The following is a 19,175-nucleotide window of genomic DNA, read 5'->3' on the forward strand; positions in this document are numbered from 1 at the left end:
ACAAGCCTCATGAATGCGTCGGTGACACGGCGGGATGCCGTCCTCGGCATCGCCGCCGCGGCTACATCATTCGCCGTTCCTTCGATCCTGCGCGCGCAATCGGCGGGCCGCGTCGTCATGGTCGGCGGCGGTTTTGGCGGTGCGGCGTGCGCCCGCGCGCTGAAGCGCGCGCAGGCAAACTTGCAAGTCATCCTGATCGAGCCCAATGCAGCCTTCACCTCCTGTCCCTTCAGCAACGAGGTAATTGCCGGCCTGCGCGACATCGAAGCTCAGCAATTTGGCTATGATAGGCTTGGTGCCGAAGGCGTGACGGTGATCAGCCAAGCCGTAACCACAATCGAGCCGCAGCTGCGCAGCGTCGTGACGGCCGATGGCGTTGCGCTGCCCTATGATCGTCTCGTCCTCTCTCCCGGCATCGACTTCCATTTCGAGGCTCTGCCTGGCTACGACGACGCGGCATCCGAAAAGATGCCGCATGCCTGGAAGGCCGGCGCGCAGACGCTGTTGCTGCGTCGGCAGCTGGAGGCCATGCCGGACGGCGGCACTGTCGCCATTGCGATCCCCGCCAATCCCTCGCGCTGTCCGCCTGCTCCTTACGAGCGCGCCAGCCTGATTGCGCATTACCTGAAAACCAAGAAGCCGCGCTCGAAAGTGCTGGTCCTCGACGCCAAGGACAATTTCTCCCAGCAGCGACTGTTCGAGAAGGCGTGGAAGGAGCTTTACGGCGACATGATCGAACGCATCGGGCTGTCGCAAGGCGGCCGCGTGACCTCGGTCGATGCCGCGACCAGGACCATCGTCACCGAGTTCGGCAATTATATCCCTGACGTCGCCAACGTCATCCCGCCGCAGCGTGCCGGACGCATCGCCGAGGTCGCGGGCGCTGCGGATGCCACCGGCTGGTGCCCGATCGATCCCGTCACCTTCGAGTCGAAGCTTGTCCAGAACATCCACGTCATCGGCGATGCCTGCCTCGGCGGGGGCATTCCCAAATCGGCATCCGCGGCAAGCGCACAGGGCAAGGCCTGCGCCGCCGTGATCGTGAACCTCCTTGCCGGCCGCGCACCAGAAACGCCGCGATTGACAGGCGTCTGCTACAACATCGTCGCACCCGGCTACGGCTTTTCGCTCGCGGGCAATTACCAGCCCAGGGGCGACATCTTCGCCGAGGTCGAGGGCGGCGCGACCAGCCCGATCGATGCGCCGCGCGAATTGCGCGCCCGCGAGGCGGCTGAAGCCGAGCGCTGGTTTCAAACCATCACGGCGGACACCTTTGGCTAGAGCATTGGTCCATATCGCAGCGCTGATCGCCGCCAGTGTCGCCTTCGCCTGCCATGCGGGAGCCGAGGAGCTCCTGCCCTACAACATCACCGGCGACGGCATTGCGGAATCGCTCACCGGCGCGCCCGGCGATGCCGCGCGCGGGCGCGCGCTGGTGCTGGCACGCACGACGACTTGCATCCTGTGCCATTCCGGTCCGTTCCCGGAAACCCGGTTCCAGGGCGACCTCGCGCCTGATCTCTCGGGTGCGGGGAACCGCTGGACGGTGAGCCAGTTGCGGCTTCGACTGGTCGATGCAGCGCGCTTCAACCCTGAGACCATCATGCCGTCCTATTATCGCACCGATCACCTCGTGCGGGTCGGGCGAAATTTCGCCGGCAAACCGATCTTGTCCGCCACCGAGATCGAGGACATCGTGGCTTTTCTCGCAACGCTTCGGGACTAGGACTGTTCATGCCAACCACGCGACGACAATTCCTGAACCTTGCCGGAAGCGTAACGGTCGCCGGGACGATCCCGATCGTCACGCTGCGGCCGCTCGAGGCGACACCGGCGATGCTAAACGCCGCGATCCGCAACGTCGTCGGCGAAGCACCTGTACGCACCGGTAAGGTGAAGCTCGACATTCCGCCGCTGGTCGAGAACGGCAACACGGTGCCGCTGACCGTGAGCGTCGCGAGCCCGATGACGGCGGACGACTACGTCAAGAGCATTCACGTCTTCAACGAGAAGAACCCGCAGCCCAACATCGGCAACTTCCATCTCGGCCCCTCCTCTGGTCGCGCCCAGGTCTCGACCCGGATCCGGCTCGCCGACACCCAGAAGGTGGTGGCGATAGCGCGCCTTTCCGACGACACGTTCTGGCAGGTCACGACCGAAATCGTCGTGACGCTGGCCGCCTGCACCGAGGAGATGAACTGATGGCCGCGCTCATCAACGTTCCCGCGAAAGCCAGACGCGGCGAAATCATCGAAATCCGCACGTTGACCTCGCACATCATGGAGACCGGCTTCCGCCATACCGCGGACGGCGCGTTGGTCCCGCGCGACATCATCACCAGCTTTACGTGCCGCTATAACGGCACCGAGGTTTTTCGCGCCGATCTCTTTCCGGCGATAGCAGCCAATCCCTATCTGTCGTTCTTCACGGTCGCGAAGGAGAGCGGCAAGTTCGAGTTCGAATGGATCGGCGACAACGGCTATTCGTCCAGCGCATCGGCGTCGATCACCGTCGAATGAGTTTTTGGCGCGCGATATCGGCCGCGGCGCTCCTCGCCACGAGCCCTGCCCTGCTCGCCGGCGAGATTCCGCCGGACGCGCGCCGCTCCGGCTATTCGTTCATGGGGCCCGACACCCGCGCGATGCAGGATGACGACAGCTCAAATCCCGGCATGCTGTTCGTGCTCGACGGTGAGGCGTTGTGGACGAAGAGGACCGGTAGCGCCGACAAGGCCTGTGCGGATTGCCATGGCGATGCACACGGCAGCATGAAAGGCGTCGCGGCGCGCTACCCGGCCTTCGACAAGGCGCTGGCGCGCCCGGTCAAGCTCGACCAGCGCATCAATCTGTGCCGCAGCAATCATCAGCAGGCACCGGCGCTCCCCTACGAGAGTCGCGACCTGCTGGCCTTGTCCGCCTTCGTCGCGCACCAATCGCGCGGCACCGCGATCACGGCCGGCGACGATCCGCAACTGAAGCCATTCGTCGAACAGGGCCGCGACCTCTTCATGCAGCGCCAGGGCCAGCTCAACCTTGCCTGCACCAATTGCCACGACGACAATTTCGATAAGCGACTTGCCGGCGCGCCGATCACGCAGGGACAGCCGACCGGCTATCCGCTTTATCGCCTGGAATGGCAGACGCTGGGGTCGCTGGAGCGCCGGCTACGCAGCTGCATGACGGGTGTCCGCGCCCAGGCCTATGATTTCGGCGCGCCCGAGCTGGTCGCGCTCGAACTCTATCTGATGTCGCGAGCGCATGGCTTGCCGATGGAAACGCCGGCCGTGCGGCCCTGAATTCCACAGATTAGGGCTAGGCAGACGCAGAACGGCCGCTAGTATCCGCCCAAATTGAGTCACAGGGAGGGACCTCAAGTGGTCAACCACAAAATCTCGCGTCGTACGCTCTTGACGGGCACTGCCGCAGCTGGCGCGCTCAGCCTGACGGGATTGCCGGCGCGCGCCGACGTGAACTGGAAGAAATACGCAGGGACCAAGCTCGAGGTGATCCTCGCCAAGGGGCCTCGCGGCGACAATCTGCAAAAATACGTCAAGGAGTTCACCGAGCTCACCGGCATCCAGGTCGAAGCGGAGCAGATTCCCGAGCAGCAGCAGCGCCAGAAGGTGGTGATCGAGTTCACCTCGGGCCGTCCGAGCTTCGACGTCGTCCATCTCAGCTATCACGTGCAGAAGCGGCAGTTCGAGAAGGCCGGCTGGCTTGCCGATTTGACGCCCTTCATGAAGGACCCGGCGCTCACCGCGCCCGATCTCGTCGAAAGCGACTTCTCGGCCGCGGGCCTGCAATACGCCAGGAACGACAAGGGCCAGATGCTGTCGCTGCCGTGGTCGGTCGATTATTTCATCCTCTATTACAACAAGGAGCTGTTCGCGAAGAAGGGCGTCGCCGTTCCCAAGACTCTCGACGAGATGGCTGCGGCGGCCGAGAAGCTCACCGACACCAAGGAAGGCATCTACGGCTTTGTCGGGCGCGGCCTGCGCAACGCCAACATGGCGATGTGGAGCAACTTCTTCCTCAATTATGGCGGGGAATTCCTCGACGCCAAGGGCAATATCCTGACCGACGGTCCGGAAGCCATTGCCGCGACCAAGCTGTATCAGACGCTCCTGACGAAATCGGCACCTCCAGGCGTCGCCGGCTTCAACTGGATGGAGTCGATGGCCTCGTTCACGCAAGGCCGATCCGCGATGTGGATCGACGGCGTCGGCTGGGCACCACCGCTGGAAGATCCGGCCGCCTCGCGCGTCGTCGGCAAGGTCGGCTACACCGTCGTGCCCGCCGGCCCCAAGGGCCAATATTCCTCGACCTATGGCGACGGCATCGGCGTTGCCGCTGCGAGCAAGAACAAGGAAGCCGCCTATCTGCTCTGCCAATGGGTGGTCTCGAAAACGCAAGGCGCGCGTCTGCTGCAGGCCGGCGGCGGCGTACCGTTCCGCAATTCGATCCTCGGCGATCCCGAGGTCCAGAAGGGCGTCAAGACCAAGGAATGGCTGCAATCGGTGATCGATTCCGGCAAGATCAGCAAGCTGGGCCTGCCCGTCGTGATTCCGGTCGCCGAATTCCGCGACATCGTCGGGGCCGCGGTCACTGCGACCTTGTCCGGCGCCGATCCTGCCGCCGAGCTGAAGAAGGCCAACGATCAGTACCGGCCGATCCTGGAGCGTAGCGAGAAGGCGTGAGTGCGTTGACACAATCGACTCCGGGTGCGGCACAGTCTGATGCCGCGCCGGAGAAGGAGTTGCGGCCGCCGTCCTACTGGCCGTTCGTGGTGCCGGCGCTGGTCGTCGTGATCGCGATCATCATCTTTCCGTGGGTCTTCACGATCTGGATGAGCCTGAACGAGTGGAAGGTCGGCTCGTCGACCACCTTCGTTGGATTGTCCAATTATCTGCGGCTGACGAGCGATCCGCGGTTCATTGAGGCCGTCGGACATACATTGGTCTACACCATACTGTCCGTGCTGCTGCCGCTCGTGCTCGGCACGTTTGCGGCCGTGGTGTTTCATCAGAAATTTCCTGGCCGCGGCTTTCTGCGCGGCGTCTTCATCATGCCGATGATGGCGACGCCGGTGGCGATCGCGCTGGTCTGGACCATGATGTTCCACCCGCAGCTCGGCGTACTGAACTATCTGCTGTCGCTGGTTGGAATCCCAGCGCAGCTCTGGGTATTCCATCCCGCGACCGTCATTCCCTCGCTGGTGCTGGTCGAGACCTGGCAATGGACGCCGCTGGTCATGCTGATCGTGCTCGGCGGCCTGGCCGCGATCCCGACCGAGCCTTATGAAAGTGCACAGATCGATGGCGCCAGCATCTGGCAAGTGTTCCGCTTCATCACCCTGCCGCTGATCATGCCGTTCCTGTTCATCGCCGGCATGATCCGCATGATCGATGCCGTGAAGAGCTTTGACATCATTTTCGCAATCACCCAGGGCGGACCGGGATCGGCGTCGGAGACGATCAATATCTATCTCTACAGCGTCGCCTTCTCCTATTACGACCTCGGCTACGGCTCGGCGATCGCTGTCGTGTTCTTCCTGCTGATCGTCCTGCTTGCGGCGGTGATGCTTTATGCGCGCCAGCGCATGCTGTGGACCGAGATCGCGAGCGGCACATGAGTCCAAGGCAAATCATCGGCAAGATCGGCCTGTGGTTCTCGGTGTTCGTCATCGTGTCGCCGGCGATCCTGTTCTTCCTCTGGATGCTGTCGCTGTCGCTCAAATTCGAGATCGACAACGCCGCCTACCCGCCGGTGTTCTTTCCCGAACATGTCGCCTGGAAGAACTATGCCGACGTGCTCGCTTCCAACCGCTTCCTGACCTATTTCATCAACAGCCTGATCGTGACAGGGAGCGCGACGCTGCTTGCGCTGCTGGTCGGCGTTCCCGCCGGCTACGGGATTGCGCGGATGGCCGCGCACAAATCCGCGATCGTGATCCTGATCGCCCGCATCACGCCGGGCCTGTCCTATCTGATCCCGCTGTTTCTCATGTTCCAGTGGCTGGGACTGCTCGGCACGCTGGTGCCGCAGATCATCATCCACCTCGTGGTCACGGTGCCGATCGTGATCTGGATCATGATCGGCTATTTCGAGACGACGCCGATGGAACTGGAAGAAGCAGCCCTCATCGACGGCGCCACGCGCTGGCAGGTCTTCCGACACGTCGCGCTGCCGATCGCCAAGCCCGGCATCGCGGTCGCCTTCATCCTGGCCGTGATCTTCTCCTGGAACAATTTTGTCTTCGGCATCGTGCTGGCCGGACGCGAGACCCGCACCCTGCCCGTCGCCGTCTACAACATGATCTCGTTCGACCAGTTGAGCTGGGGGCCGCTCGCGGCCGCTGCGCTGATAGTCACCCTGCCGGTGCTGCTGCTGACGGTGTTCGCCCAGCGACAGATCGTCGCCGGGCTCACCGCGGGTGCCGTCAAAGGCGGGTAGCTACTCCGCCGGTGCCGCGTGCATGTCCGCATGCGGCATGTAGGGCTCGCTCGCGCCGAGCCTGCTGGCCGCGAACAGACCGGCGGCCATCACGGCATAGGCGAACGCGACCGCGGGCGTGACGCCGAAGCCACCGCCGATGCCCACGGCTTCGCCATGCATGAAGCCGAAGTAGGTCAGCACTGCACCGACCAAGGCGAACGCCGAGGCCTTCTCGAAATCGCGCTCGATAATGAAGACACCGATCGCGCCGAGGATCAGGCCGCCGAGGATGGAGCCGCCGCCCATCACTTCGAGCCCGTGATAGAACACGCCCTGCTGCGGCAAGGCTGCGATCGCCGCAGCCTTGACCGCGTCGGCCTTGTCGGCGGCCATTCCGCCGACCGTCGCAGCCGCATTCATGGTCGAGCCCAACATGGTGTCGATCTGGAGCTTGGCCCACGCCGCGAGATGCGGCGTCAGTGCCAGCACGATCGCGGGCGCGTGCTTGACCGGCGTGGTCTGGAACGCCTGCGCGCCAATGAGCATGCCGATATAGAGCAGGATGGGCGAGATCGCGACGACCGGCACCAGCGCCAGCAGCACCGAGATGATGCCGAACCAGGCCAGCACCACCACCATGATGCCGGTCGCGGCCGAATAGCCGATCCGGCCGCCCATCGCCTTCCAGCCGGGATGCCCGATATAGACGGCGTTGATGAAGGGATTGCCCATCAGGCAGCCGATCAGGCTGACGATTCCGTCGGCGGTGAGCACGCGCGTGGTCGGATATTCGTCGCCGGCGGCTTCCGCGCTCTCGACATTGTCCATAGCCTCGACGAGATCATAGATGCCGAACGGAATGGCGGTGACCAGGATGATTCCGAGGAATTCGAAACCGGAGAAGACGTAGCCCACCGCCGGGATCGGCACCGAGAAACCGAAATTGGCAAAGGCATCACCGACGCCCTTGACGCTGAGCCCCCCGAGACCGAGGCCGAACAGGTTCGAGCCCCAGGCGATGACCATGCCCACCGCGATCGCAACGAGACCGGCGGGAATGCCGCGCCAATATTTCACGCCGCCGAACCAGCTCACCAGGATGATGGCGAAGCAGACGAGGCCGATCTGCGGCGTCATGTACATTTCGAGCGCCGGCCGCATCGAGATGAAGGTGACGGATACGCCGGCGAGCGTGCCGAGCAGCGCCGCGCGCGGTGTGATCTTTCGGATGAACGGCGCGATGAAACCGCCGATCATCAGGATGAAGCTCTGGAAGAACACCCAGACCAGGCCAGCCGACCAGCCCTTGAGCGGATCACCGGTCTTGATCGTGATCGGCAGCATGATCACGAAGGTGACGATGAACATGTGCGGCACGCTGACGCCCGAGGGCAGCGCACAGACGTCGTTGCGGCCGGTCTTCTGCGCCAGCCGATAGGCAAGGAACGCGTAGTAGAAGGTGGAAAGGCACATCATCAACCCGAGCGCGGGCAGGATGCGGCCGAACACGAGACTGTCAGGCATCTTCAACACGAAGCGCAACAGGCCCGTGAGCACCAGCATGTTGACGAGGATGTTGGTGCCGAAGCCGAAAAACGCGTTCCAGTCGCCCGGTGTCCATAGTGCCGGCTTGAACTCGGAGGTGCCGGCCGTCCCTGTCGTGCCTGTGCTCATCGTGATGCCCCTACGCTGATGTGGAAATCTTCATCGCCTCCAGTACCGCGGCTGAGCTTGCGACCCAGCCGAAGATGCCGCCCTGGGCCTTGATCATCTTCAGGCCCATCTCGTGAAACTCGGGAAAGTAGGACGCGCAGCCGTCCGAGATGACGACGCAGCGATAGCCGCGATCATTGGCCTCGCGCACGGTGGTGTTGACGCACACTTCGGTGGTGACGCCGCACACCAGGAGATTCTCGATGCCGTATTTCTCCAGCACGTCGGTGAGCTCGGTGGCGTAGAACGCGCCCTTGCCGGGCTTGTCGATCACGATCTCGTTGTCGAGCGGATAGAGCTCCGGAATGATGTCGTGGCCCGCCTCGCCGCGAATGAGAATGCGCCCCATCGGACCGGGGTCGCCGATGCGCAAGGATGGCGCGCCGCGCTCGATTTTCGCCGGCGGCGCGTCGGAGAGATCGGGCAGATGGCCCTCGCGCGTGTGGATCACCAGCATGCCGGTGTCCCGCGCGGCCTTCAGCACGGCACCGATCGGCTTCACCGCGCGCGCGAGCTGGCTGACGTCGTTGCCCAGCGTCTCCCCGAAGCCGCCGGGCTCCATGAAGTCGCGCTGCATGTCGATGATGAGAAGCGCGGTGGCCGGCCAGTCGAGCTTGACCGGCTCCGGTTCGGCGATGATGACACCCAGTGTCGGCTTGGTTGAGTTCAACATGACTCAAGGCCCCCGCGAGAACTCTCTCTGCAGGAGTTCTGCAAGCGCCATGCCATTGTGTACAATTGGGGTTGAACCGACGGCGCAGGAAAATTTACTGCGCTGTCAGAATGTTATTGGAAAAGCCGGGGTCTGCTTATTCGCTGTGCGGCGGCTTTGCGACGTGCATTTGCCCAAAGGATGAGCGCTTTCTGTCGTCATTCCGGGGCGACGCGTAAGCGTCGACCCGGGCGGCTGAACACGCGGTGAAATGGATTCCGGGCCCGCGTACGCGCGCCCCGGAACGACGAAGGTGGCGTTAGCGACCCGCTCCGTACGGCCGGCGATACTCCTCCCCGTAAGGTGCGCAAGAGGCATTCAGCGTCGCCATGTAGAGCGACCTTCGGCCGTGCCGCGCAATACTTCTGCGTGGAGCATCTGGTGCGGGTGACGCCATGGCCCGATCAGCGCCTCAGCCGTCTCCGTGATCTCGGTATCGAACGCGCTTGCAGGCATCGTGTTCTCCGCAAGCAAGCCATGACCAGCAGGAGCGCCACGGATGCGGCCAGCGATATTGACTTCGCTGTGCATGCCTCTGACTGTCACAATTCGCGTCGCGCAGCCGCTCCTCCCTCCCGCAGCGCAAACCCCAAAGTCGAATACCAAGTCAAATAAAAGCCGAACAAGAGATGAGGACTCCTGAAATGACGCTGATGCAGGTCGAGCTGGACGACAAATACCGGCTCGAATCTAAGCGGATCTTCCTGTCCGGCACGCAGGCGCTGGTCCGGCTGCCCATGTTGCAGCGCGAACGCGACCGGCTTCAGGGCCTCAACACCGGGGGCTTCATCTCGGGCTATCGCGGCTCCCCGCTCGGCATGTACGACCACGCGCTGTGGCGCGCGAAGGAACATCTCCAGCAGCACGACATCGCCTTCGTCCCCGGCCTCAACGAGGACCTCGCGGCGACCGCCGTCTGGGGCAGCCAGCAGGTCGGTCTGTTTCCCGGTGCCAAGGTCGATGGCGTGTTCGGTATCTGGTACGGCAAGGGCCCTGGCGTTGATCGCTCGGTCGATGCGCTCAAGCACGCGAATGCCGCCGGCACCTCGCTCAATGGCGGCGTGCTCGCGCTCGCCGGTGACGACCACGGCTGCCAATCCTCGACACTGGCGCACCAGAGCGAGCAGGTCTTCGCGGCGGCGCTGATCCCCGTCATCAATCCGGCGACGCTCCAGGATTATCTCGACCTCGGCCTCTACGGTTTTGCGCTGTCGCGCTTCTCCGGCTGCTGGGTCGGCTTCAAGGCAATCAGCGAAACCGTGGAAAGCTCAGCCTCGATCTATAGCGATCCCGAACGCATCCAGATCAAGCTCCCCGACGATTTCGAGATGCCGCCCGGCGGCCTCAACATCCGTTGGCCCGATCCGCCGCTCGAGGCGGAGAGGCGCCTGTTCGGCCCGAAGATGGCGGCGGTACAGGCGTTTGCCCGCGCCAACCAGCTCGACCGCATCGTGCTCGACTCCAGGCCGGCACGGCTCGGCATCGTCGCGACCGGCAAGGCCTATCTCGATCTGCGGCAGGCCCTGGCCGATCTGGGCATTACCGACAAGGACGCGCAGGACCTTGGCTTGCGCATCTACAAGGTCGCACTGACTTGGCCGCTGGAGGAAACCGGCGCCAAGCGCTTCGCGGAAGGACTTCAGGACGTGCTGGTCGTCGAGGAGAAGCGCGGCTTCATCGAAGACCAGCTGATGCGCATCCTCTACAACATCGATGCGTCCAGGCGTCCGACCGTGACGGGAAAACGCGACGAGCGCGGCGCGCCGCTATTGCCGAGCGAGGGCGAGCTGACGCCGACCCTCGTTGCAGCCGCGCTGGTGGCGCGGCTGCGCAAGCTCGGCCACCATAGCCCGGTGCTGGAGCAGCGCCTCGCCCGGCTCGAGGCCTTCGACACTCCTGTTCCGGCCTCCGCGCAGATCAAGCTCGCGCGCACGCCATTCTTCTGCTCGGGTTGCCCGCACAACACCTCGACGCGCGTGCCCGAAGGAAGCCGCGCCATGGCCGGTATCGGGTGCCACGGCATGGCCCTGAGCATGCCGACCCGCCGCACCGATCTGATCTCGCATATGGGCGCCGAGGGCGTGAACTGGATCGGACAAGCGCCCTTCACCACCGAGCAGCACATTTTCCAGAACCTCGGCGACGGCACCTACACCCATTCCGGACTGCTTGCCCTTCGCGCGGCATCGGCCGCCGGCATCAGCATCACCTACAAGATCCTCTACAACGACGCCGTCGCGATGACCGGCGGCCAGCCGGCCGAAGGCGGCTTCAACGTCGCCCAGATCGCGCATCAGGTCTGGGCCGAGGGCGTCAAGCGCCTCGCGATCGTGTCGGACGATCCGGGTAAGTATCCAGATGGCAATTACTTCCCGCAAGGCGCGACCATCCATCACCGCCGCGACCTCGACGCCGTGCAGCGCGAACTGCGCGACATCAAGGGCCTTACGGTCATCATCTACGACCAGACCTGCGCCGCGGAAAAGCGCCGCCGCCGCAAGCGCGGGCTCTATCCAGATCCCGCCAAGCGCGCCTTCATCAACGAGCTGGTCTGCGAAGGCTGCGGCGACTGCTCGCAGGCCTCGAACTGCGTCTCGGTGCAGCCGCTGGAAACCGAGTTCGGCCGCAAGCGCCAGATCGACCAGTCGAACTGCAACAAGGACTTCTCCTGCGTCGAGGGTTTTTGCCCGAGCTTCGTCACCGTCCATGGCGGCACGCTCAAGCGAATCAAGACCTCGGCGGTGGACTCAGGCCAGTTGTTCGCCGACCTGCCGCTGCCGCCTGCGCGTGAGCTGGACGCCCCCTACAACATCCTCGTCACCGGCATCGGCGGCACCGGCGTCATCACCATCGGCGCGCTGCTCGGCATGGCCGCCCATGTCGACGGCCGCGGCTGCTCGGCGCTGGATTTCACCGGCCTGTCGCAGAAGAACGGCGCCGTGATGAGCCATGTGCGCATCGCCGCGAAGCCGGAAGACATCTCCGCGGTCCGGATCACCACGGGCGGCGCCGACGTCATCCTCGGCTGCGACATGATCGTCTCGGCAGGTCCCTCTGCGCTCAGCCGCGCCGAGCGCGGAACCACGAAAGCGTATATCAACGCCGACCTGCAGCCGACCGCAAGCTTCGTGCAAAATCCCGATCTCGATTTCGAGATGGGCACGATGCAGACGGTGCTGCGCGACGCTGTCGGCGACAAGAACCTCGACATCATCGACGCGACAGGCATTGCCTCCGCGCTGATGGGCGATTCGATCGCGACAAATCCCTTCATGCTCGGCTTTGCCTTCCAGAAGGGCGCGATCCCGCTATCGCTGGACGCGCTGCTCCGCGCCATCGAGATCAACGGCGCCGCGATCGAAATGAACAAGCTCGCCTTCACCTGGGGACGCCTCGCCGCCCACGACATGTCGCGGGTGCGCAGCGTGCTGCAATTCCGGAGCCGGGCCGCCGCGCCGACGAAGTCGCTCGACGACATCATCGCGACGCGCGCGGAGTTTTTGACGGGCTACCAAGACAAGGCTTACGCCGACCGTTACCTCGCCGCCGTCGCCAAGGTGCGGAAGGCGGAGAATGCGGCCTCCCCCGCATCCATGGAGCTGACCGAGGCTGTCGCGAAAAACCTGTTCAAGCTGATGTCCTACAAGGACGAGTACGAGGTCGCGCGGCTCTACACCGACGGCAGCTTCTCCAAGAAGGTCTCGGAGAAATTCGACGGCGACTTCAAGCTGAAGTTCTATCTGGCCCCGCCGATCTTCGCACAGCGCGACAAGACGACCGGACACCTCCAGAAGAAGGAATTCGGCGGCTGGATGATCCACGCCTTCCGCGTGCTGGCCAAACTAAAGTTCCTGCGCGGCGGCGCGTTCGATCCGTTCGGCCGCACCGAGGAGCGCCGGACCGAGCGGAAGCTGATCGCGGATTATCTCGACATGATCGATCAGCGGATCGCCGGGCTGAAAGCGGAGCAGATCCCGCTGCTGGCGAGGCTCGCGCGGCTGCCGGAGACGATCCGCGGCTTCGGGCATGTCAAGGAAGCCAACATCAAGCTGGCGGCGGCGGAGAAGGCGCGGTTGGAAGCGGAACTGGAGAACAGCCGCTTTGCGGCGGCTGCGGAGTAGCGGTAGGCCCGAACTCTCTCGCCGTCATTGCGAGGAACCCTTGCGACGAAGCAATCCAGACTGCCTCCGCGGAACGATTCTGGATTGCTTCGCTTCGCTCGCAATGACGGGGATATAGCGGAGACGACAATCAGGCAGTTGCCGTCGCCGCACTCGCCGTCACCGCCCCCTCCGCCAGATGCCTTCCCGCGATGTACCCGAACGTCAGCGCCGGCCCCAGTGCAATCCCCGGCCCGGGACAATTGCCGTTCATGATCGAGCCCATGTCGTTGCCGCAGGCGTAGAGGCCCGCAACCGGCGCGCCGTCCTCGCGCAACACGCGCGCCTGTGCATCCACCTTCATGCCGGTCGCCGTGCCGAGATCGGCGGGATAGATCCGCATCGCATAGAACGGCGCGCAGAGGATGGGCGCGACGCAGGGGTTCGGCTTGTGGCTGCTATCGCCGAGATGGCGCTGGTAGATGGTGCTGCCGCGACCGAATTCCGGGTCACGGCCCTCCTTCGCATCGGAATTGTAGTTGGCGATGGTCGCCGCGAGTGTCGACGGCTTGATGCCGATCTTCCCTGCGAGCTGCGCGATATCAGCGGCCTCGGCCAACTCGCCGCTCGCCGCGTAGCGCCGGATATTGCGCGTGAACGGCTGGATGCGGCCGAGGCCGTAGCTCCACAGGAACGGGCGGTCGCAGATCAGATAGAACGGCCAGTCCGGTTCGCCATTGCCGTCACGCAGCATGGCGAGAACGAACTCGTGGTACGACAGTGCCTCGTTGACGAAGCGCCGGCCGGCCGCATTGACCGCGATCACGCCGGGCTTGGCGCGGTCGGTCGCCATGTGCGGGAAAACACCACGGCTTCCGTCAGTACGCCGGAACAGCGAGGTCGGCACCCAATAGGCCGGGCTCGTCGCATCCGTATTGAGCGCTGCGCCGGTTGCAGTCGCAAGGCGGAGCCCGTCGCCCGTAGCGGACGTGTGGGCCGCCGAGATAAATCCGGCCGCGGGTGGGAACAAGCGTTTGCGCAAGATCGCGTCGTGCGAAAAGCCGCCGGTCGCCAGCACCACGCCGCGTCGCGCGGCGATCAGCCGATCGCGCGCGCCATGACGGATGAGCACACCACCGACGCGCGCGCCCTGGAGCGACAAATCCTCGACGTCCGCACTGAAGAGGATCTCGACCTGCCGGTCCAGCAGCGAGGCATACAGCCGCGCGGCGAGCGCATTGCCGAGATGCAGCGTCGTGCCGCGCGGGCTGCGCAGCCGCTGCCACGCATACTCGGAAACCAGCCGCGCCGCGCGAAGAGTCGAGCGCAGCGATTGTCCGGCCCGGCGCAGATGCGGCATGTCGAGGCGGTTGACCATCATGCCGCCGAACAGCGTGAACTCCGGCAGCGGCGCGCGCAGCCGCGCGAAATGCCCGCCCAGCCGCGCGCCGTCGAAGACGACCGGCTCGAGCACGCGCCCGCCCGGCGTCGCGCCCAGCCGCTCCGGATAATAGTCCGGACAGGCTTTCACCGGCTGGAGCCGCACTTGCGTGTTGGCTTCGAGATAGGCGACCGCCTCCGGCCCGCGCGCGAGGAAAGCGGCGCGGAGGCCCGCATTGGCGGGCTCCGGCACCGTGCTCGACAAATATTGCACGGCGTCCGTGATGCTATCGGAGAGCCCCGCCTCTTTCATTTTGGCATTGGCGGGAATCCAGACCATGCCGTCGGACCATGCGGTGGTGCCGCCGACGAAGGCGGTCTTCTCGATCACCAGCACGCGCAGGCCCTCGGCGGCGGCCACCGCCGCTGCCGTCATGCCACCGGCGCCGGCGCCGACGACAATGACATCGTAGGTCTCATGCGCCGGCATCATGCGGCGGGGTTCCCGAAGCGAGGCATGACACCGTCATACCTCGCTTCGGCGCCCACACGCTAGCGGGCCGGCTTGCGTTCGACCGGGTCGATGTCGATCGCCCGCAGGCGGCCGAGCCGCAACACGTCCATCGCCAGCCGCCGGCCGATCCGGTCGCGATCGAGCACACGGATCAGATCGTCGACGCCGTTGATCTCGACGCCGTCGAGGCCGATCACGACATCGCCGGACAACAGGCCCGCCTTCGCGGCCGGCCCGTCCGGCTCGATCTGCGCCAGCAGCGCGCCCATCTTGTTCTCGACGCCGGCCAGCACCGCGTGCCGCCGCGGGATCGGTGCGGTCTGGCCGGCCACGCCGATATAGGCGCGGCGGACATAGCCGTGGCGGATGATCTCCGACAGCACGAATTGCGCGGTGTTGCTGGCGACCGCGAAGCATATGCCCTGCGCGCCATTGATGATGGCGGTGTTGATGCCGATCACCTCGGCATTCGACGACACCAGCGGCCCGCCGGAATTACCGGGATTGAGCGCGGCATCGGTCTGGATCACGTCTTCGATGGTGCGGCCGCTGACCGAGCGGATCGAGCGCCCGAGCGCCGAGACCACGCCGGCGGTAACGGTCGATTCAAAGCCGAGCGGGTTGCCGATCGCGATCACGAGCTGGCCGCGCCGCAAGGTCTTGGAGTTGCCGAGCGCCGCATAGGGCAAGTCCCGCACCCCGTTGGCGCGAAGCAGCGCAAGATCAGTGTCGGGATCGACGCCGAGCACCCGGGCGTCGCCGACATGGCCCTCGACGTCGCGCAGCCGGATCTCCTTCGACGAGCCGACCACGTGGCTATTTGTGAGCACGAGTCCGTCCGGCGAGATCACGATGCCCGAGCCGAGCCCGCCGCGCTCGCGGCCGTTCGGCACCTTTGGTCCGGTCTCGACGCGCACGACGGCTGGGCCGACCCGGTCGGTCACGTCGATGACGGCATTGGAATAGGCGTCCAGCAGGGCCCGGTCGTTGTCCCGGACAGCCGCTGTCGCCCGCGATGACGCGGCGTCATCGACGATGTCTGAAGTAAAATCCAACATGGTAGGAGTCCTTGAGGCTCACACAGATGGTGGCCTGCTCCTTTAGGCGCAAGGGACCCGCCCGGGGCGCAAGGCTGGACTGCCCAGGTGGCTAGGGTGCCCGTCGCAGCGTGCCCGCCCTTGTCTTGACCGGGTCCAGCAGCGACCAGTCGCCATCCGGCAGCACGTAACCCAGGGGGAACGGCGCGCGTAGCTCGAGCCCGAGCGAGCGCAGCACACGGTCGTCGCGGTAGTAGCATTGCAGCACCACGCGGACGAGCGTCGCGGCAGCCGCGCCGCCGGAACTGCGAAACTCCTGCGCCACCGCATCGCGCCTGGCCGCATCGAGCTCGGCCAACGGCTGGCCCGCGAGCCGCCCCAGATGGTCGAGCGCCGCCGCGACCAATTTGGCGTCACGCCCCAGCGTCGCCAGCATGTCGGCCTGGATCGCGGGATCGTCGGCGCCCGGCACCTTGTACTCGTCGCTGGCGGGCACGATCATCGCGGCGATAGCGCGGAGGTCGTCGCGCTGGCTGCGTGTCAGTTGATTGTCTGCGGACATGTCGGCCTCAATCGAACAAATTGGCGAGGCGCTGCTTCATCTGGTCGGCGATGTAGAGCGCAAGGGCCTGAATGGTGGACGTCGGATTCACCCCGCCCGAGGTGACGAAGATGCTGCCATCGACGATGAAGAGATTCTTGACGTCGTGCGAGCGGCCCCATTCGTTGACGACGGAGCGTTCGGGGTCAGTGCCCATGCGCGCCGTGCCGAGCAGATGCCAGCCGCCCCACGGGATCGGCGAGTTGACGCAGATGTCGCTCGCCCCCGCGGTCTCGAGAATCTCCCGGCCGCGCGCCAGCGCATGCTCCATCATCTTCCGGCTGTTCTCGCTGATCGTGTAGTTGATCTTCGGCGCGGGAATGCCGTGGCTGTCCTTCAACACCGGATCGAGCGTGACCTGGTTATGCTCCTCCGGCAGGTCCTCGCAGATCGCGGAAAAGCCGAGCCGGTGGCCGTTGAGCTTGCGGAAGATGCGGTGATGATCGGCGCCCCACGGCAATATCCCCTTCTGCTCGCTGACGACAGCCTCGAACACCGGCCCCGCGCCGCGCACGAACTGAACGCCATAGCCGCGCACGAAGCCGCGCGAGAGGTCCGTGTCATACCATTCCTTGCTCCACAGGCAGGTCGGCGGCGCGCGGTTGCTATCGGTCGGCTCCTTCACATAGCCGTAGATCTGCGCATAAGGATGGAACATCAGGTTCTTGCCGACGAGGCCGGACGAATTGGCAAGCCCGTTCGGAAAGCGGTTCGATGCCGAATTCAGCAGCAGCCGCGGCGTGCCGACGCCGTTGCAGGCGATGATGACGACATGCGCCGGCTGGAACTGCTCGACGCCATCCTTGTCGTAATAGACCACGCCGGTGGCCATGCCGTTCTCGTCGGTGGTGATCTCGCGCACCCGACAGTGCGTACGCAGCTCGACGCCGGCGCGGACCGCGTGCGGCCAATAGGTGATGTCGGTCGAGGACTTCGCGCCTTGCGCACAGGCCGGCGTGCAATGGCCGAGGTTGATGCAGCGCGCTCGGCCCTCGTAGTCCATGGTCGCGACCGTCGTATCCGACGGCCACCAGTGCCAGCCGAGCTTGTTCATGGTCTTGCCGATGATCGCACCGGACAACCCCATCGGCTGTGGCGGCATCGGCGGATGCGTCAGCGGTGACAGCGGATCGCCCGACAGGCCGGAGGTGCCCATCATCCGGTCGTTCTCTTCGAAGAACGGGGTCAGCGCGTCGTAGTCGATCGGCCAGTCGTCGGCGACGCCGTCGAGCGTCCTCACCTTGAAATCGGAGGGATGCAGCCGCGGCCAGTGCGCGGTGTACATCACCGTCGAGCCACCGACCGCATTGTAGTTGACGACCTTGATCAGCGAATCGTCGTCGTTGATCGGATAGTCCTCGGGCCGCCCGCGGACGTTGGGGCTGGACGACCACTCACCGTAGAACTTGGCCTCCCAGTCCCGGCCCGTGCTGGGATATTCCGCCGGGTTCATCCAGCCGCCCTGCTCCAGGCAGAGAATATGCATCTTGGTCTCGGCCAGCGACCACGCCACCGCCGCGCCCGAAGCGCCGGCGCCGATGATCAGGACGTCCACGGGGTCTTTCATCGCAAATTTTTCCTCCCTTCGCCGCTTCCCGGGCGATTCGGCCTCCGCTCCGCAAGGCCGGCGAACGATAGGATCAGAGCTACGGCTGAGTAAAGCCGCGAGGCCGGAATGTCGCACTTCGCGGGGCGCAGACCATTGGTATCGCCACATCCGGATGCTAGGAACAAGGCGCACGAGCCATCGATAGCGAGACCTTATGTCCTTCCGAAAGTCCTTTGCCAGCGCGCGCGCTTTTGCGCTCGTTTGCTTTATTGCCCTGTCCGGATTTCTGGGCACATCCGGCCCCGCCTCGGCGCTGACCGCCGCCGCGACGGTCCGCGACGGCAACGCCATCCAGCTCGGCGACGTCACCTACCGCCTTGACGGCGTCGACGCACCCGAGCTGGACCAGGTCTGCATCGACGATCACGCCGATCCCTGGACCTGCGGCATCGAGGCCCGCGACCAGCTCGCCAAGCTGATTGGCAAGCGATCGGTGCGTTGCGACGATGTCGGACCGGAAAAGAGTTTTGGCAAGCGGCACCGCGCGATCTGCACGGCCGAGGGCGACAAGACCAGCTTGAACGAGCAGCTGGTCAAGCTCGGCTATGCCATTGCTCGCGAGCCGGTCAAGGCGAACGTCAAGTCGGCCGCGGCCGACGCGAAATCAACCTCGGCCGGAATCTGGAAGGGCTGCTTTGTTGCACCGCAAGAATTCCGCGCCGGCAAGAAGGACGGCGCGCTCCTGGGCGCCGCCTGCCGCACCGACCGCGACAAGGAGATTCGCGCGGTGTTGTTTCCTGAGGATCTGACGATGCCGCCGAGCTGTGGCATCAAGGGCAAGCTTGCGGTCCGCGCGCGCGTGACCGGCAATATCGGCATCTACCATTTACGGGGCTGTCCGAGCTACCCCGCGACCACCAAGCCGGACCGCTGGTTCTGCTCTGAGGACGACGCCCAGGCTGCGGGCTTCCGCAAGGCGTACAATTGCCGACGACCGAAATAGCGCAGCCCATCACGCACCCGTGAGCGGCAGCCGGAGACAGTATTCATCCGGAATTGAACTCTATCGGGAGTTGCTGCATTTGTAAGCGTACGCAAGCGCTTTGCGCGAGCGTTTCCTTGGCGGCAATCCGGC

17 protein-coding genes are annotated in these 19,175 nt (G+C 64.8%); 10 read left to right on the plus strand and 7 right to left on the minus strand.

The window, feature by feature from the left end; translation table 11 throughout:
- Positions 1-9 precede the first annotated feature (9 nt).
- The 8 genes from ACVIN2_RS09530 to ACVIN2_RS09565 all read left to right on the plus strand — a co-directional run bounded on the left by ACVIN2_RS09530 (position 10) and on the right by ACVIN2_RS09565 (position 6,452).
- Positions 10-1,281, plus strand: a complete 1,272-nt coding sequence (locus ACVIN2_RS09530; RefSeq protein ID WP_456765419.1) for an FCSD flavin-binding domain-containing protein — start codon at positions 10-12, stop codon at positions 1,279-1,281.
- The gene (gene soxX, locus ACVIN2_RS09535) at positions 1,274-1,726 is read left to right on the plus strand and encodes a sulfur oxidation c-type cytochrome SoxX (protein ID WP_456765420.1); all 453 of its coding nucleotides are present in this window, start codon (positions 1,274-1,276) and stop codon (positions 1,724-1,726) included. The genes ACVIN2_RS09530 and soxX overlap by 8 nt, the downstream gene beginning before the upstream one ends.
- A gap of 8 nt (positions 1,727-1,734) precedes the next feature.
- Complete coding sequence (locus ACVIN2_RS09540; protein WP_456765421.1) at positions 1,735-2,202, plus strand: SoxY-related AACIE arm protein; 468 nt, start codon at positions 1,735-1,737, stop codon at positions 2,200-2,202.
- A complete protein-coding gene (gene soxZ / locus ACVIN2_RS09545; protein WP_456765422.1) occupies positions 2,202-2,519 on the plus strand; it encodes a thiosulfate oxidation carrier complex protein SoxZ in 318 nt (105 codons plus the stop codon). The genes ACVIN2_RS09540 and soxZ overlap by 1 nt, the downstream gene beginning before the upstream one ends.
- A complete protein-coding gene (soxA, locus tag ACVIN2_RS09550) occupies positions 2,516-3,295 on the plus strand; it encodes a sulfur oxidation c-type cytochrome SoxA (RefSeq protein WP_456765423.1) in 780 nt (259 codons plus the stop codon). The genes soxZ and soxA overlap by 4 nt, the downstream gene beginning before the upstream one ends.
- A gap of 78 nt (positions 3,296-3,373) precedes the next feature.
- On the plus strand, positions 3,374-4,696 hold the full coding sequence (locus ACVIN2_RS09555; RefSeq protein WP_456765424.1) for an ABC transporter substrate-binding protein: 1,323 nt from the start codon (positions 3,374-3,376) through the stop codon (positions 4,694-4,696).
- A complete protein-coding gene (locus tag ACVIN2_RS09560) occupies positions 4,693-5,631 on the plus strand; it encodes a carbohydrate ABC transporter permease (RefSeq protein WP_027516623.1) in 939 nt (312 codons plus the stop codon). Before ACVIN2_RS09555 ends, ACVIN2_RS09560 begins: the two co-directional genes overlap by 4 nt.
- Positions 5,628-6,452 carry a carbohydrate ABC transporter permease gene (locus tag ACVIN2_RS09565; RefSeq protein ID WP_456765425.1) on the plus strand — a complete coding sequence of 275 codons (825 nt, stop codon included), beginning with the start codon at positions 5,628-5,630 and terminating at the stop codon, positions 6,450-6,452. The genes ACVIN2_RS09560 and ACVIN2_RS09565 overlap by 4 nt, the downstream gene beginning before the upstream one ends.
- Here ACVIN2_RS09565 and ACVIN2_RS09570 read toward each other — a convergent pair whose 3' ends face one another.
- From ACVIN2_RS09570 to ACVIN2_RS09580, 3 genes are all read right to left on the minus strand, one after another.
- Complete coding sequence (locus tag ACVIN2_RS09570) at positions 6,453-8,108, minus strand: regulator (protein ID WP_456765426.1); 1,656 nt, start codon at positions 8,106-8,108, stop codon at positions 6,453-6,455.
- A 10-nt stretch (positions 8,109-8,118) separates the two neighbouring features.
- The gene (locus ACVIN2_RS09575) at positions 8,119-8,820 is read right to left on the minus strand and encodes a cysteine hydrolase family protein (protein ID WP_456765427.1); all 702 of its coding nucleotides are present in this window, start codon (positions 8,818-8,820) and stop codon (positions 8,119-8,121) included.
- A gap of 357 nt (positions 8,821-9,177) precedes the next feature.
- Positions 9,178-9,390: a hypothetical protein gene (locus tag ACVIN2_RS09580; RefSeq protein WP_456765428.1), complete on the minus strand. Its 213-nt coding sequence runs from the start codon at positions 9,388-9,390 to the stop codon at positions 9,178-9,180.
- Between the two features lie 113 nt (positions 9,391-9,503).
- Between ACVIN2_RS09580 and ACVIN2_RS09585 the strand changes: the two genes are divergently transcribed.
- Positions 9,504-12,980, plus strand: a complete 3,477-nt coding sequence (locus ACVIN2_RS09585) for an indolepyruvate ferredoxin oxidoreductase family protein (protein ID WP_456769683.1) — start codon at positions 9,504-9,506, stop codon at positions 12,978-12,980.
- 130 nt (positions 12,981-13,110) lie between these two features.
- Here the strand turns inward: ACVIN2_RS09585 and ACVIN2_RS09590 are convergent, their stop codons facing one another.
- The 4 genes from ACVIN2_RS09590 to ACVIN2_RS09605 all read right to left on the minus strand — a co-directional run bounded on the left by ACVIN2_RS09590 (position 13,111) and on the right by ACVIN2_RS09605 (position 18,058).
- Positions 13,111-14,832 (minus strand): FAD-dependent oxidoreductase, encoded by a 1,722-nt coding sequence (locus tag ACVIN2_RS09590; protein WP_456765429.1) that lies wholly within the window; start codon positions 14,830-14,832, stop codon positions 13,111-13,113.
- A 59-nt stretch (positions 14,833-14,891) separates the two neighbouring features.
- The gene (locus tag ACVIN2_RS09595; protein WP_456765430.1) at positions 14,892-15,911 is read right to left on the minus strand and encodes a S1C family serine protease; all 1,020 of its coding nucleotides are present in this window, start codon (positions 15,909-15,911) and stop codon (positions 14,892-14,894) included.
- A 91-nt stretch (positions 15,912-16,002) separates the two neighbouring features.
- Positions 16,003-16,452, minus strand: coding sequence for a hypothetical protein (locus ACVIN2_RS09600; protein ID WP_456765431.1), 450 nt, complete (start codon positions 16,450-16,452; stop codon positions 16,003-16,005).
- Positions 16,453-16,459: 7 nt separating this feature from the next.
- Positions 16,460-18,058, minus strand: coding sequence for a GMC family oxidoreductase (locus ACVIN2_RS09605; RefSeq protein ID WP_456765432.1), 1,599 nt, complete (start codon positions 18,056-18,058; stop codon positions 16,460-16,462).
- Positions 18,059-18,254: 196 nt separating this feature from the next.
- On the opposite strand from ACVIN2_RS09605, the gene ACVIN2_RS09610 reads away from it, so the two are divergent.
- Entirely contained in the window at positions 18,255-19,043 is a 789-nt protein-coding gene (locus tag ACVIN2_RS09610) for a thermonuclease family protein (RefSeq protein WP_456765433.1), read from the plus strand.
- Positions 19,044-19,175: the final 132 nt, after the last annotated feature.

Source organism: Bradyrhizobium sp. USDA 3650 (assembly GCF_054057395.1).